This is a genomic window from Acinetobacter sp. Q186-3 (assembly GCF_013420655.1).
Lineage (GTDB): Bacteria > Pseudomonadota > Gammaproteobacteria > Pseudomonadales > Moraxellaceae > Acinetobacter > Acinetobacter indicus.
On the sequence record NZ_VOXS01000002.1, the window covers coordinates 38,809 to 51,479 of the forward strand.

Sequence of the window (12,671 nt, forward strand, 5' to 3'; positions counted from 1 at the left end):
GAAGCATTAATTTGATTATTCGGCGTTATCTGGTCAAGCAAGTTGTGTCGACATCCTTGGTTGTGATTGCCTTATTGACCTTGATCATGATGGGTGGCCGGCTGATCAAGTATTTTGGCGTCGCCGCGCAGGGGCGTCTGGATGCGGGGATTCTGTTTAGCATTATTGGCTACCGTCTGCCGGAATTTTTAACCCTGATTTTGCCACTGGGCTTTTTTATTGGCCTGATGCTGGTGTTTGGCCGGCTTTATGTCGATCATGAAATGGCAGTGTTAAATGGCAGCGGTGTCAGTCGTAACCAACTGGCACGTTTATTAGTCCCGATGACGGTGGTATTTCTGGCGGTGCAGGCCATGCTGATGGTTTGGGCAGCACCGTGGGGGATTCGCCAGTTTGAAGAATTGACCACCAATCAGGCGGTCCGTACCGGTTTCGATCTGGTGCGGCCAAAAGAGTTTATTTCTTCGGGGCCCTATACCATTTATGCCGGCGACCTGTCAGAAGACCGGCGTAATCTGAAAGATATTTTCTTCTACCAGCGTGCTGACCGTCCGGGCAAACCGGATATCATGATTCTGGCCAAAGAGGCGACCCGGATTGAACTGTCCAATGATCCGGCCAATGTGGTCGATCTGGTCGAAGGGCGCCGTTATGAAATTTATCCGGATCGTCCGCAGTATTCTCAGGCTGAATTTGCCAGCTATCGTTTGCGTCTGGAAAGTGATCAGGAAGCCAAATTCCAGAGCACCGAAGTGGAAGCCCTGCCAATCGGGCAATTGTGGGATAACCGTGAGGACCCGGTGGTGGCCAGTGAGCTGGGCTGGCGCATCTTCGTACCGTTTTCAATTCTGGTGGCGCTGCTGCTGGCGGTGGCTTTATCAGAAGTCAGTCCGCGTCAGGGACGTTATTTAAAACTGTTTCCGGCCCTGCTGATTTTTGCCAGCCTGATTGTGGCGCTAATGGCGGTCAAAACCCGGATCAGTAAAGAAGAAATGGGTATCTGGGCCTATCCGCTGGTGCTGATGGTCTATGCCATTGCGGCGGCGCTGTTCTCGCGTAAACAGAAACTGGCACCCAAAATCAAGAAACAGATTCAGCGAGTGAGGTCTTAATATGTTCGCACGTCGTATAGTGGCCAAGCATGTGACCAAAACGACCGCACTGGCGATGTTGGGGGCAACCGCGGTGTTGTCCGGCTTACAGGTATTATTTACCTATCTGGGTGAACTCGGTTCCCTAAAAGAAGGCTATGGCGCGCTGGATGCCTTATGGCATGTGCTCTGGGGTGCGCCCGGTTATCTGTATGAAATTCTCCCGATTGCCGCATTAATTGGCGCGGTGCTGGGCCTGGGCACGCTGGCTTCAAACAGTGAGTTGATTGTGATGCGTGCCGCTGGTATCAGCCTGTGGCGGATTGTCGGCTGGGTGGTGCGTTCGGCGCTTATTCTGGTGGTGCTGTCTTTTGCCTTAAGTGAATGGGTGATTCCCTATACCAACGAGCGCGCAGAAAGCGTCAAGAAATATCGCAGCGTGGCTGAACTCGGTGAAGTCAAAGGCTACTGGACCCGCGAAGGGCAGCGCTTTATTTATATTGACTATGCCAACTCGCAGGGCACACTGAAGAATATTCAGGTCATCGACTTCGATGATAACTTCCGCTTACGCGGTACCTTAAATGCCGAACAGGGCCAGTTTGTCGAAGATGGCGCCTGGTCACTGCAAAACAGCCGCCAAATGGACATTCTGCCAGAGGGCAATGCTATTGCTGATCAGCAGGCCACGCAGCCTTTATCGCTGGCCTTGCAACCAAAATATGTACACATGGTCACCATCGACCCGGAAGATTTATCACCCAGCCAGCTGGTCAGCTTCATGAGCTATATGCATGAGTACAGTCAGGTGCCGAAAAGCTATCAGTTGGCTTTCTGGCAAAAAGTTGGTTCTCCATTTGCCCTGATTGCGCTGGTGCTGATTGCCTGTTCCTTTATTTTTGGACCGCTGCGCCAGCAGTCGATGGGTTTCCGTCTGGTGATAGCCTTGTTTGTCGGCCTAGGCTTTTTCTATTTACAGGATTTCCTCGGTTATGCCAGCCTGATTTATGCGCCATCTCCAGCCTGGTTTGTGTTTATCCCGATTATTCTGATGTTTGTGGTGGGTGGTTATCTGCTGCAACGTGCCCGATAAGCCGGCAATTGAACAAAACGATAGTGTGGCGCGGTTGAAACCATCAGCCGTGCATGGTGTCCGAACTGAAAATTCGGTAAGATATGCGATTAATTTGTAGACTAAAAGAGTGTGAACTATGACGGATGCAACTGCAGGCAAAATCCCTCACGTACTGGTCATTATGGATGGTATTGGGCATCGTGAAGCTGTTGAGGACAATGCGTTCCTGGCGGCACAACGTCCAAATTTGACCGCTATGCAGGAAAAGCATCCGCATGGGTTGATTTCAGGTTCAGGTGAAGATGTGGGCCTGCCAGATGGTCAGATGGGTAACTCCGAAGTGGGCCATATGAACCTGGGTGCCGGCCGTGTGCTATATCAGGACTTTACCCGCATTACCAAAGATATCCGTACCGGTGCTTTCTTTGAACATGAAGTGCTGGTCGATGCAGTCGAGAAAGCCAAAGCTGCGGGCGGTGCCGTGCACTTAATGGGCCTGCTGTCGGAAGGTGGTGTGCACTCACATGAAGACCATATTGTGGCAATGGCGGAGCTGGCGCTGAAACGTGGTGCAACTGTTTATTTACACGCATTTCTGGATGGCCGTGATACTCCGCCAAAAAGTGCGCAGCCCTCTTTGCAAAAACTGGATGCCCTGTTTGCCCAATATCCAGGCCAAGGCCGGATTGCCAGCATGATCGGCCGTTATTTTGCCATGGACCGCGACAATCGTTGGGATCGTGTAGAACAGGCTTATCGTCTGTTAACAGAAGGTGAAGCAGTCCGTACTGCAGCAACCGCCGTAGCTGGTCTGGACGCAGCTTATGCAGCCGATGAAAGCGATGAATTTGTTAAAGCTACCCGTATTGGTGAGGTTGCGGCAATTCAGGATGGCGACAGCGTGGTGTTCATGAACTTCCGTGCAGACCGTGCCCGTGAACTGACCAAAGCCTTTGTGGAAACCGACTTTGCCGGTTTTGAGCGTAAAGTGGTGCCGCAGCTGGCCAAGTTTGTGATGCTGACCCGTTACCAGGCCACCATTGATGCACCTGTGGCTTATATGCCAGAAGCATTAAAAAACTCGCTCGGTGAATACCTGTCAGACCTGGGTAAAACCCAGCTGCGTATTGCCGAAACCGAAAAATATGCACACGTGACCTTCTTCTTTAGTGGCGGCCGTGAAGATGAATATCCGGGCGAAAAGCGCATTCTGATTCCATCACCAAATGTAGCAACTTATGATCTCAAGCCAGAAATGAGCGCGTATGAAGTGACAGATGAGCTGGTGGCAGCGATCAATTCAGGTGAATATGACTTGTTGGTGGTCAACTATGCCAATGGCGATATGGTGGGTCATACCGGTGTGTTTGATGCAGCGGTGAAAGCGGTAGAAGCAGTGGATACCTGTCTGGGCCGTGTGTATGAAGCTGTAATGGCCAAGCAGGGTCATATGCTGATTACTGCCGACCATGGTAATGTCGAGCAGATGCAGGACTATGACAGTGGTCAGGTCCATACCCAGCATACTACCGAGCTGGTGCCGTTTATTTATGCCGGCCCGACCCAGGCGGTGATTGCAGAGGGTGGTGTTCTGGCCGATGTGGCACCGACTTTACTGAGTCTGATGCAACTGCCAATTCCTGCAGAAATGCAAGGGCGTAATTTAATTACCCTGACTCCATAAACTGCCAACAGATAGGTGAAAGGATGGTTCCACACTGGAAACGCATGCTTGTTGCAACAACATTGATGATGTGTGTGAACCTGCCTGTCTGGGCGGCAGAAGATCAAGATCCGCTGGCACTAGAAGAAACCACTGAGCAGGACTATGTGGAAGTGCCGGTCGAATCGATCCAGCAGTTTGTCAAAATTTATGGGCTGGTCAAAGCCAATTATGTCACGGAAAAAAGTGACGAAGCTTTGTTTGCTCAAGCCATTCAAGGTCTGGTTTCCGGACTGGACCAGTATTCGCGTTATCTGAATGCCGAAGATTACCGTGCCTTGGTGCAATATACCGAAGGTGATCTGGCCTCGGTCGATTTTAATTTACGTTACGATGCCCAGCAGCATCAATGGCAGATCCACAATTTAAGACCCGATGCCGACTCGGCCAAACAAGGCCTGCGTAATGGTATTTCGGTCTTTAAAATCGACAATCAGGAACTGCAAAAGCTCAATCAGGATCAGGTCAATGCCTTGTTGATGGGCGCGGTTGGCTCCAATATCACCTTGCAACTGACCGCAAGCGCGCAGCCGATTCGTCTGGTACGCAACAGAAAAGTCGAAACCGATATTCAGGCGCAGATGCTGAGTAATCAGGTACTACTGATTAAAGTCAAAGTCTTCCAGCAAGATACTGCCAATGAAATCAAGGAACTGATCGAACAGTACAGCACACCACGGCTAAAGGCGGTACTGTTTGACCTGCGCAATAATCCGGGTGGTTTACTGTCCTCGGCGGTTGAATCAGCCGATCTGTTCTTGAATCAGGGCGTAATTGTTTCTACCAAAAGCCGCGCTGAAGGCGACCAGCAATTTCAGGCTTTACCGAGTTTTGAATTCCAGAATCTAAAGGTCGGTGTGCTGATTAACCAGCGTTCGGCCTCGGCTGCAGAAGTGTTTACTGCCGCCTTAAAAGATCATGGCCGTGCCTGGGTGATTGGTGAAAAAAGTTATGGCAAAGGGGTGGTACAGAAGCTGTTTCCGCTGTCAGATGGCACCGCCTTACAAATGACGGTTTCTCACTATTACACCCCGCAAGGCAAAATGATTGAAGGGGTCGGGATTGAACCGAACCAGCGCTATGCACTGCAACAGGATATGAAAGAAGACAATTATCTGGACCATGTTGCAGAGCTACTGTTAAGTCATAAATAGGCGCAGGGTTCGCACCTTATTCATCGGTATCCAGTCCGAATTTCTTTAGTCGATAACGCAGGGAACGAAACGACATCCCCAGTTTTTTCGCAGCCAGGGTCCGGTTCCAATGGGTCAGATTCAGTGCATTCAGCAAAATCTCTTTTTCGATTTTCTCCAGAAACAGCTCCAGTCCTTCTTCCGGCAGTTTACGCGGAGCAGCGGGCAGGGCATCAGCTGTAACCGGTGTTGCCGGGTCAGCTTCTGGCTCGGCCAGCGGTGCCATTTTGCGTAAGGGTGCGGTCTGCAGATGTGGCAGATCAATCACATCATCATCACTCAAGGTCATGGCGCGTTCAATGATATTGCGTAGCTCACGCACATTACCCGGATAATACTGTTCCAGCAAAAACTGCTGGGCACGTTCTGACAGGGTTTTGCTGTGTATATCCCATTCCTGGGCAATTTTCTGAATAAAATGCTGGGCCAGCAATAAAATATCCTGACCGCGCTCACGTAGCGGTGGCAGCACAATATCCATTACATGAATCCGGAAGAACAGATCCTGACGGAACCGGCCTTGCTGGACTAACGCTTCCAGGTCCTGATGGCTGGCACTAATAATCCGGAAATCAACATCAATTTCCGTATCGGAACCGACCGGACGAATCCGTTTTTCCTGCACCGCGCGCAGCAGTTTTACCTGCATATTGAGCGGCAGTTCGGCAATTTCATCCAGGAACAGGCTACCGCCGTGTGCCGATTGAATCAGACCCTGTTTGTCCTGCGCTGCACCGGTAAAGCTGCCTTTTTTATGGCCGAAGAATTCGCTTTCCATCAAATCGCCCGGAATCGCGCCACAGTTAATGGCAATAAAAGGCCCGTCACTGCGGTTGCTGAGGCGATGCACCAGATTGGCCACCACTTCTTTCCCGGTGCCTGATTCACCGCTAATAAACACCGGTGCCTGCGAGCGGGCAATTTTTTTCAGGGTGGTGCGCAGTTGCTGAATCGGTAGAGATTGCCCGATCAGCATCCGCTGTTCCAGCTGGTCCGCTTCCTGACTATGTGCTTTAAACAGCGGCTGATTCAGTGCTTTTTCCAGCAATTGTTCGAGGTGTTTCTGGTTAATCGGTTTGCTGACAAAATCAAAGGCCCCGGCTTTGAGCGCGGCAATGGCAATTTCCATATTGCCATAGGCCGTCAGCACCGCAACCGGCAGCTGCGGAAAATGCTGGGCAATCAGCTCGACCAGTTGCAGGCCATTTCCATCAGGCAAATTCAGATCGGTGATGCAAGCATCATAGTGATGACTGGACAGCAACTGCCGTGCCTGCTCCAGCCGGTGTGCCACGTGTGTTTGAATCCCCATGCGCGCCAATGTCATTTGCATGAGCGTGCATAAATCTTCCTCGTCATCGACGAAGAGAACGAGTGGTTGTTCCACTAAACTTCCCCAAAAAACTATTTATTTACGTCAACAGGTGAGCATTCAATCCTGAAACATGCTCCTTGTTTTTGTTCTACATAGCGCAGCTTGGCCCGATTGGCCTCGCAGAAACTATGTGATAAGTATAATCCTAAACCAGTTCCACTAATTTCGGTACTAAAAAATGGTTGAAACAGGTAGCGAATATCATGTGAAGCCACGCCGCTGCCATAATCTTTGACATCCATATAGACCGTGTCCTGCTGGCGATAAAGTTGCAGTTCAATTGGATGATCCGGCGCATTGTGGCGCTGGGCATTACGGATCAGGTTAATCAGCACCTGACGCAGCTGGGATTCATCAAACAGAATCTGCAGAGGTTCGGGCTGGCTGACCTGAATCTGGCTGGCCAGATCGGCCAGATCATCCTGGATCAGCTGCGGAATAAAACGCGCCAGATCAATCTGCACCGGTGTGGTTTCCTTATTTTTCACCATGCTCAGGGTGTCATCAATGATCTTGTCAATGCGCTGCGACTGCTTGTCAATCATCTGGCTCAGCATCTGCTGCTGATCGGTATCGCTGCCAGCCAGCAGGCGATTGGCCTGGACAATGGCCGCCAGCGGATTACGAATTTCATGGGCAATACTGGCCGAAAGCTGGCCCAGTGCTGCCAGTTTCAGTTGCTGCACACGCTGGTTGATTTGCCGTGCATCCTGCAGCACCAGCAAGGTTAAGGTCTGCTGCGGCACCACCAGCTTTTGTACCTGAATCTGGATCAGGAAATGACTGAGCTGCGATTCAAACTGGAATTTTTCGCCGTTAGAGAGCTGGTCAAACTGCAATAATTGAAATAGGTCGGGCTGTACTTTATACAGTGGATATTTGTCGAAAGCATACAGCGGATTAATACCCAGCAAATGGCAGGCGGCCGGATTACTGACCATAATATGGCAGTTTTCATCCAGCACCAGATAGCCCATATCGGTCTGTTCCAGAATATAGCGGTTAATATTCTTTAGCCGGTTCAGTTCCAGTGATTGGGAAAAGTTCAGGTGCTCCAGAATCTGGAAACGGCGGACGGCAATCTGGCCAAAACGGTAAATAATAAAAAACAGGAACGAGAGCAGGGCACTTTGCCCGATGCGATCCAGAGAGGAAAAATCCAGTAATGTGCCAACAAAATGCTGATAGGTGACACAAATCATTGCCACCAGGGTAATGAACAGCGCCTTGCTTTTTTCCAGCAATAACGTCGCGGCGAAAATCGCAATCACAAACAGCAGGCTTAAATGCAGGCTCGGTCCATCCAGCGCAAAGGTCAGGCTGCTGAGCACCAGTACATCAACACTGAAAATCAGCGTGAGTTGTAGCGGAATCCTGTGCCGGACATAGCGAAAATACAGCAGCTGGGCACAGCTAAAAATAAAATACAGCACCAGACTGGCGGCATACAGCCGTGGATGCTGATAATCATGATTGAGAGTTTGAGTGGTGAGTAAATAAATCAGCAGCAAACAGAAGGCAATTATCAGCCGATACGCCCCGTACCATAGCCCGAGATGGTACTGGTTCAGTTCAGCTTGCGTACGGCGGATATCCATGAGGCATAAACCGCTTAAGGTTTAATTAATCCGTAGCGAATGGCCAGATGGGTCAGTTTGACATCACTGTCGATATTCAGTTTTTCAAAAATACGGTAGCGATAGGTGTTTACGGTTTTCACGCTGACGAACAGCTTGTCAGCAATTTCCTGCGCGCTAATACAGTTCACCACCATCATTGCCACCTGCATTTCACGTTCCGACAGGCTGTCGAACGGTGATTGCTGGGTGTCTGACAGGTAGGAACTGGCCAGTTGCTCGGCAATATCGGCACTAAAATATTTACCGCCCTGCATGACTTTTTTAATGGCACGCACCATTTCCGAGACAGGTGCACCTTTGGTGATATAGCCTTTGGCACCGGCTTTGAGTAATAAAGAAGGATAGGGTTCTTCGGCCAGACCACTGACCGCCAATACCTTGGTTTCCGGGGCAGTCTGTAATAAACGGCGCGTGGTTTCTACCCCGCCAATGCCCGGCATGTTCACGTCAAGCAGGACCACATTGGGATGATGCTGGCGCACCAGATTAATGGCTTCTTCCCCAGATTCAGCTTGTCCAATGACCTGAACATCGGTGTGGTCTTCGAGCATACGGCAGATGCCGGTACGAACCAATTCATGATCATCTACCACTAAAACTGTGATCACCTAGACTCTCCCTCTCACTAAAATCATCTTTTTTGTTACATATAGCAAAATTAGCTTGCAATCAACCGACAAAATTGGCCATCCTATTCTTAACCTAAAGTGAAAAATTCTGCACAATGTCGGAGGCTAAAATTGGTTCCGTGCTGTGTTGTAAATGTAAGGCATATTTGAGGTAATACGCAAATGTATCTTACCTCCCTGAGTTGAGTAAGCAATAGTGAAAAATTCTAAGAAGTTATTAATGCATGTGCTGGGAGCATCGGTTCTGCTCGGCATGAGTTCAGTCAGTACTGCTGAAATCGTCATGAACCCTTCCTCGGGGAGTAACGCCCAGGCAACGCTAAGCTGGTCATCTGAAGAGGCCAATCAGCTGCTGAATGGCGATGTGATGACCACCGCCACGACTTCTGTGACCGAGCAGGTGGTGGAACCGTCACCACAAGGCTCAACCAAAATTACCACCACGGTACGCAGTTCCAGCACACCGGCGCCAGCCAGCACGGTTAGCAGAACCAGCCCGATTCTGGATACTGCATCCTATAGCAACCAGCCCACTGTGAACGCACGTGCCGCACTGGTGATGGATGCCAATACCGGTGAAGTGCTGTACAGTAAAAATACCAATACCGCGTTGCCGATTGCTTCAATTACCAAAGTGATGACTGCGGTAGTGACGGCAGATGCGCGTTTAAATATGTCTGAGCAAATTACCTTGCAGCAGATTGATTTTGCCGGTGCAGCAGGCAAGAACTCGAGTTCGACCCTGCGTGTGGGCGACAAGATGAACCGTGCTGAAGCCTTATTATTTGCCTTAATGAAATCAGAAAACCCGGCCGCAGCAGCGCTGGCGCGTACCTATCCAGGTGGACGCAGCGCGTTCGTGGCTGCCATGAACAACAAAGCGCGTGAGCTGGGCATGCATTCGACCCGCTTTACCGAATCGACCGGTTTGGACCCACGCAATGTATCATCGGCGCGTGATTTAGGTATTCTGGTCAGTACCGCGTCACAATATGGCCTGATTCGCCAGTTTTCGACCACGCCAAGCTATGACTTTAACCTAGGTTATCGGGTGCTGAAATCGAACAATACCAATTCGCTGGTGCGTAATGGTGGCTGGAATATTAACCTGTCTAAAACCGGCTTTATTAATGAAGCAGGGCGTTGTCTGGTGATGCACACCACTTTAAATTCACGTCCGGCGGTGGTGATTATTTTAGGGGCCAGCAATACCCAGGCGCGTAATAACGATGCTACTCGTTTAATGTCCTGGACCAGCCAGTTACCAAAACGGATTTAAGCTGAATTGTTCTGTGCGAAATCGTGCAGAACTAAAACCTCAGCTATAAAAAAATCCCTGCATGGGCAGGGATTTTTTGTTGCAAACCGGAATTATTGATCCATGTTTGAAAGGATAGAATCACGAACCTGATCCATGGTAGCGTCAATCGACAGCATCACCGCATCCTGGCACTGTTTCATTGCAGTGTCTGGGTCTTTCAGACCGTTACCAGTAACAGTACATACAATTACTGAACCTTCTGCAATTTTACCGGCTTTAATGTCACGCATCGCGCCGCCAATGGATGCTGCAGATGCAGGCTCAACAAATACGCCTTCGTACATGGACAGCATGCGCTGAGCTTCCAGAATTTCCGCATCGGTCAGTTCATCGAACCAGCCTTGTGAATCACGAACTACAGCTTTGGCATGGTTCCAGCTTTGCGGGTTACCAATACGGATTGCAGTGGCTACAGTTTCCGGGTTTTCAACTGGCGCACCACGTAAGAATGGCGCAGCGCCAGAGGCTTGATAACCGACCATAACTGGTAAACCTTCCGGTTTTGGACCAGTAAAGGCATCCGTTGCCGCATCATACACCACTTGTTCAAACTGGTCTGCAGGCTGGTTAGCCACAGCTTCGGTATAACCCATCCAGTGTGCAGTAATATTGCCCGCGTTACCAACTGGCAGGCAGTGGTAGTCTGGGGCACGGCCGAGTTCATCCACGATTTCGTAGGCAATGGTCTTTTGACCTTGCAGACGGTACGGGTTGATCGAGTTTACGATGGTTACAGGAGCCTGATCGGCCACTTCTTTCACCAGACGCATACCATCGTCAAAGTTACCGCGAATCTGCATGGTGATGGCACCGTACATCATGGCCTGTGCCATTTTACCCATGGCAATTTTGCCTTCAGGAATTAAGACAAACGCTTTGATACCAGCACGCGCTGCATAGGCTGCTGCCGCTGCAGAAGTGTTACCGGTGGAGGCACAGATAATGGCTTTTGAACCTTCTTCAACCGCTTTGGTTACGGCCATGGTCATACCACGGTCTTTAAATGAACCTGTCGGGTTTAAGCCTTCATACTTCACATAAATTTCAACGTTCTTGCCAATAATACGTGGAATGTTCTCAAGCTTGATTAGCGGGGTATTCCCTTCACCGAGAGAGATTGCACGTGTAGTTGCAGACACTGGTAAACGGTCACGATAACGGTCAACTAAACCAGTATAACGATTGGCATTCGACATGATGATGTTCCAATTGTGTGTAGAGCTTGGCAAGGGGAAATATTCCCCTTGACCCGATTAATTATCAAGCGATTCTAAACGAATTCGTACAATTTCGCCATGAATCACAGGCAAAGCTTGAATTTGTTGTAACGCTTCATCCATTTTTGATTCCTGAACTGGGTCAGTTAGAATCACGATAGGGATAAGGTCTTTTAAGCGAGATTGCTGCATGATGGCATCAATACTGATACCGGCACGGCTTAAAATAGTGGTGACATCGGCCAGTACACCGGTCTGGTCTTCGGCATTAATGCGAATATAGTAACCCGTGGTCATCTGTTCACGGCTTAAAATTGGCAGGTCGGTTAAGGCTTCGAAGGCCAGTTGCGGAATTGTCCCTGCACCGTCTTCGGTATAGGAGATGTCACGGACAATATCGACCACGTCAGCAACCACTGCTGAAGCGGTTGGGCCTGCACCGGCACCGGCGCCATAATACAGGGTTGGACCGACTGCATTGGCCTGCACCAGCACCGCATTTTTCACGCCATTCACATTGGCAATCAGTTCTTCTTCAGGAATCAGGGTTGGATGCACACGCAATTCAATACCGGCATCGGTACGGCGTGCAATCCCTAAATGCTTGATGCGGAAACCTAAATCTTCGGCATATTTGACATCTTGCGCGGTAATTTTGCTAATGCCTTCGGTGTACACCTTGTCAAATTGCAGCGGAATACCAAATGCACATGAGGCCAAGATAGTCAGCTTGTGCGCTGCATCAATGCCTTCAACGTCGAAGGTTGGATCGGCTTCGGCATAACCCAGCTCTTGCGCTTCTTTCAGCACATCGGCAAAGGCACGGCCTTTTTCACGCATTTCGCTTAAGATGAAGTTACCGGTACCGTTAATGATACCCGCCAGCCATTCAATCTTGTTCGCGGCCAGACCTTCACGAATCACCTTGATGATTGGAATACCACCAGCTACCGCAGCTTCATAAGCGATCTGAACGGCATGATCATCCGCGGCTTTAAACAGTTCGTTGCCGTGTTCAGCCAGCAAGGCCTTGTTTGCGGTGACAATATGTTTGCCGTGTTTCATCGCTTCCATAATGACTTCATATGCAGGATGAATCCCACCCATGACTTCTACCACGACATCTACATCCGGTTGACGCACGATATCCAGCAGGTCCGAGCTTTGTTTGACCGTTTCTGGCAGGTTCAGGTCTGGACGCGGACGACGGGTGCCGACATAGGTAATTTCAATTTCACGACCGGTGCGACGTTTAATCTCAGCAGCATTTTCTTTTAATAGTTTAAGGGCACCACCACCCACAGTACCAAGACCGAGGATTGCCAGACGAACTGGTTTCACGTCACACTCCATATTTAATCAATTTTAAGCGAGCTTAGATCATAGCTAAAAAAAGCTGAAGACTCT

General features: G+C 49.8%; 10 protein-coding genes. 5 read left to right on the forward strand and 5 right to left on the reverse strand.

Annotated features, from left to right (window positions below; all coding sequences use genetic code 11):
- Nucleotides 1-11 precede the first annotated feature (11 nt).
- From lptF to FTT64_RS01950, 4 genes are all read left to right on the forward strand, one after another.
- Nucleotides 12-1,112, forward strand: coding sequence for an LPS export ABC transporter permease LptF (gene lptF / locus FTT64_RS01935; RefSeq protein ID WP_180182009.1), 1,101 nt, complete (start codon nucleotides 12-14; stop codon nucleotides 1,110-1,112).
- Nucleotide 1,113: 1 nt separating this feature from the next.
- On the forward strand, nucleotides 1,114-2,184 hold the full coding sequence (lptG, locus tag FTT64_RS01940; protein ID WP_127801557.1) for an LPS export ABC transporter permease LptG: 1,071 nt from the start codon (nucleotides 1,114-1,116) through the stop codon (nucleotides 2,182-2,184).
- Nucleotides 2,185-2,302: 118 nt separating this feature from the next.
- A complete protein-coding gene (gene gpmI / locus FTT64_RS01945) occupies nucleotides 2,303-3,850 on the forward strand; it encodes a 2,3-bisphosphoglycerate-independent phosphoglycerate mutase (RefSeq protein ID WP_005181570.1) in 1,548 nt (515 codons plus the stop codon).
- A gap of 23 nt (nucleotides 3,851-3,873) precedes the next feature.
- Nucleotides 3,874-5,043, forward strand: a complete 1,170-nt coding sequence (locus tag FTT64_RS01950; RefSeq protein WP_005181572.1) for a S41 family peptidase — start codon at nucleotides 3,874-3,876, stop codon at nucleotides 5,041-5,043.
- 16 nt (nucleotides 5,044-5,059) lie between these two features.
- Here FTT64_RS01950 and FTT64_RS01955 read toward each other — a convergent pair whose 3' ends face one another.
- The 3 genes from FTT64_RS01955 to FTT64_RS01965 form a co-directional block, all read right to left on the reverse strand.
- Nucleotides 5,060-6,415: a sigma-54 dependent transcriptional regulator gene (locus tag FTT64_RS01955; RefSeq protein ID WP_171526345.1), complete on the reverse strand. Its 1,356-nt coding sequence runs from the start codon at nucleotides 6,413-6,415 to the stop codon at nucleotides 5,060-5,062.
- A gap of 71 nt (nucleotides 6,416-6,486) precedes the next feature.
- The gene (locus FTT64_RS01960; RefSeq protein ID WP_104489117.1) at nucleotides 6,487-8,055 is read right to left on the reverse strand and encodes a PAS domain-containing sensor histidine kinase; all 1,569 of its coding nucleotides are present in this window, start codon (nucleotides 8,053-8,055) and stop codon (nucleotides 6,487-6,489) included.
- 14 nt (nucleotides 8,056-8,069) lie between these two features.
- Nucleotides 8,070-8,705, reverse strand: a complete 636-nt coding sequence (locus tag FTT64_RS01965; protein ID WP_005181577.1) for a response regulator — start codon at nucleotides 8,703-8,705, stop codon at nucleotides 8,070-8,072.
- Between the two features lie 217 nt (nucleotides 8,706-8,922).
- Here FTT64_RS01965 and FTT64_RS01970 point away from each other — a divergent pair, with 217 nt between their 5' ends.
- A complete protein-coding gene (locus FTT64_RS01970; RefSeq protein ID WP_127799456.1) occupies nucleotides 8,923-10,005 on the forward strand; it encodes a serine hydrolase in 1,083 nt (360 codons plus the stop codon).
- Nucleotides 10,006-10,097: 92 nt separating this feature from the next.
- Here the strand turns inward: FTT64_RS01970 and thrC are convergent, their stop codons facing one another.
- Together thrC and FTT64_RS01980 are read right to left on the reverse strand one after the other, a co-directional pair.
- Nucleotides 10,098-11,243 (reverse strand): threonine synthase, encoded by a 1,146-nt coding sequence (thrC, locus tag FTT64_RS01975; protein ID WP_005181581.1) that lies wholly within the window; start codon nucleotides 11,241-11,243, stop codon nucleotides 10,098-10,100.
- Nucleotides 11,244-11,300: 57 nt separating this feature from the next.
- Nucleotides 11,301-12,605, reverse strand: a complete 1,305-nt coding sequence (locus tag FTT64_RS01980; protein WP_016659702.1) for a homoserine dehydrogenase — start codon at nucleotides 12,603-12,605, stop codon at nucleotides 11,301-11,303.
- Nucleotides 12,606-12,671: the final 66 nt, after the last annotated feature.

Excerpts from the sequence above, each read along its gene's own strand:
- lptG (WP_127801557.1), top strand. The coding sequence starts at position 1,114 with ATGTTCGCACGTCGTATAGTGGCCAAGCATGTGACCAAAACGACCGCA.
- gpmI (WP_005181570.1), top strand. The coding sequence starts at position 2,303 with ATGACGGATGCAACTGCAGGCAAAATCCCTCACGTACTGGTCATTATG.
- FTT64_RS01950 (WP_005181572.1), top strand. The coding sequence starts at position 3,874 with ATGGTTCCACACTGGAAACGCATGCTTGTTGCAACAACATTGATGATG.
- FTT64_RS01955 (WP_171526345.1), bottom strand. The coding sequence starts at position 6,415 with ATGCAAATGACATTGGCGCGCATGGGGATTCAAACACACGTGGCACAC.
- FTT64_RS01960 (WP_104489117.1), bottom strand. The coding sequence starts at position 8,055 with ATGGATATCCGCCGTACGCAAGCTGAACTGAACCAGTACCATCTCGGG.
- thrC (WP_005181581.1), bottom strand. The coding sequence starts at position 11,243 with ATGTCGAATGCCAATCGTTATACTGGTTTAGTTGACCGTTATCGTGAC.